This is a genomic window from Streptomyces sp. NPDC047072 (genome assembly GCF_040643855.1).
In the GTDB taxonomy this organism is placed as follows: domain Bacteria; phylum Actinomycetota; class Actinomycetes; order Streptomycetales; family Streptomycetaceae; genus Streptomyces.
This window is the reverse complement of the sequence record NZ_JBEYVC010000375.1, coordinates 1-1,099: the sequence shown is the minus strand read 5'-3', so window position 1 is coordinate 1,099 and position 1,099 is coordinate 1. Positions and strand designations below refer to the sequence as shown.

Genomic DNA, 1,099 nt, shown 5'->3' with positions numbered 1-1,099 from the left:
TCACGGCCGAGACCGTCACCATGTTCACGTACTCGGCGAGCATGAACATCGCGAACTTGATCGGTTGACGCGCCGGCCGCCCGCCTCGCGCGTGTGCGGCCCCGGTCGTGAGCCTTGTCTCGCGTGGTGCGAACAGCCGTAAAAGCCTCCATTGGTGGCATTCGGTGTACGGCCGGGACGCGCGCGCCGTGTAGGGTCCGTGGGCCGAGAGCAGTGGAAGGGACCGATCCGGTGAACAAGAAGCTCGCGGCCGCGCTGTCCGGCGGTGCGGTACTGGTGCTGACGCTGACGGGATGCGGTGGCAGCGAGGACAACAAGGAACTGGACGCCTGGGCCAAGAAGGTCTGCGACCAGGTGCCCGCCCAGAACCAGAAGATCACGGCGGCCTACGACGCGATCACCAAGGCGGCCGAGGACACCGAGAGCACGCCCGCCGAGCTCCAGAAGGCCGACTCGCAGGCCTTCCAGGACCTCTCCGACGGCTACAAGGCGCGCGCCACGGTGATCGACACCGCCGGTGCGCCCCCCGGCGTCGACGACGGCGCTAAGCGCCAGCAGGCGGCCGTCACCAAGCTCACCGCCCTCTCCACGGCCTACGCCGACCTGAAGAAGCAGGTGGACGGGCTCGACACCAAGAACCAGGCGAAGTTCGCCACCGGGCTCAAGGACGTCGTCGCGCAGATGAAGAAGCTCGACACCCAGGGCGCCCTGGACGCGATGAAGAACCTGGAGTCGGGCGACACCAAGCAGGCGCTGTCCGAGCAGGCGGGCTGCAAGCAGGCCTCCGCGTCGCCCTCGTCGACCGCGGGCTGAGCCACCCCGACGGGCGGGCGCGGGCCACAATGGGGGCGTGAGTGACTCCAGCCTGCCCGCCCTGCCCGCCCTGCCCGCATCCGACCGCCCCGAGGTGACCGCCCGGCTGCGAGAGGCCCTCCTGGGGGCCTCCTTCACCGCCGACGGACTCCTCGACCTCCTCGGCGCGCCCGCCTACGCGGCCCTCGCGCGCAGCGAGACCGTGCCCGCGCTCCGGGCGACCCGCGGGGACACCCCGCTGGAGACGCTCGTACGGCTGTTCCTGCTGCAGCAACCGGTCCGCCAC

At 70.8% G+C, this 1,099-nt stretch carries 1 protein-coding gene and 1 pseudogene; both read left to right on the top strand.

What is annotated here, in order from left to right; all coding sequences use genetic code 11:
• Positions 1–213: 213 nt before the first annotated feature.
• On the top strand, positions 214–813 hold the full coding sequence (locus ABZ896_RS52795; protein ID WP_360946701.1) for a small secreted protein: 600 nt from the start codon (positions 214–216) through the stop codon (positions 811–813).
• A gap of 37 nt (positions 814–850) precedes the next feature.
• Positions 851–1,099, top strand: a pseudogene (locus tag ABZ896_RS52790) (transferase); the annotation flags it as partial.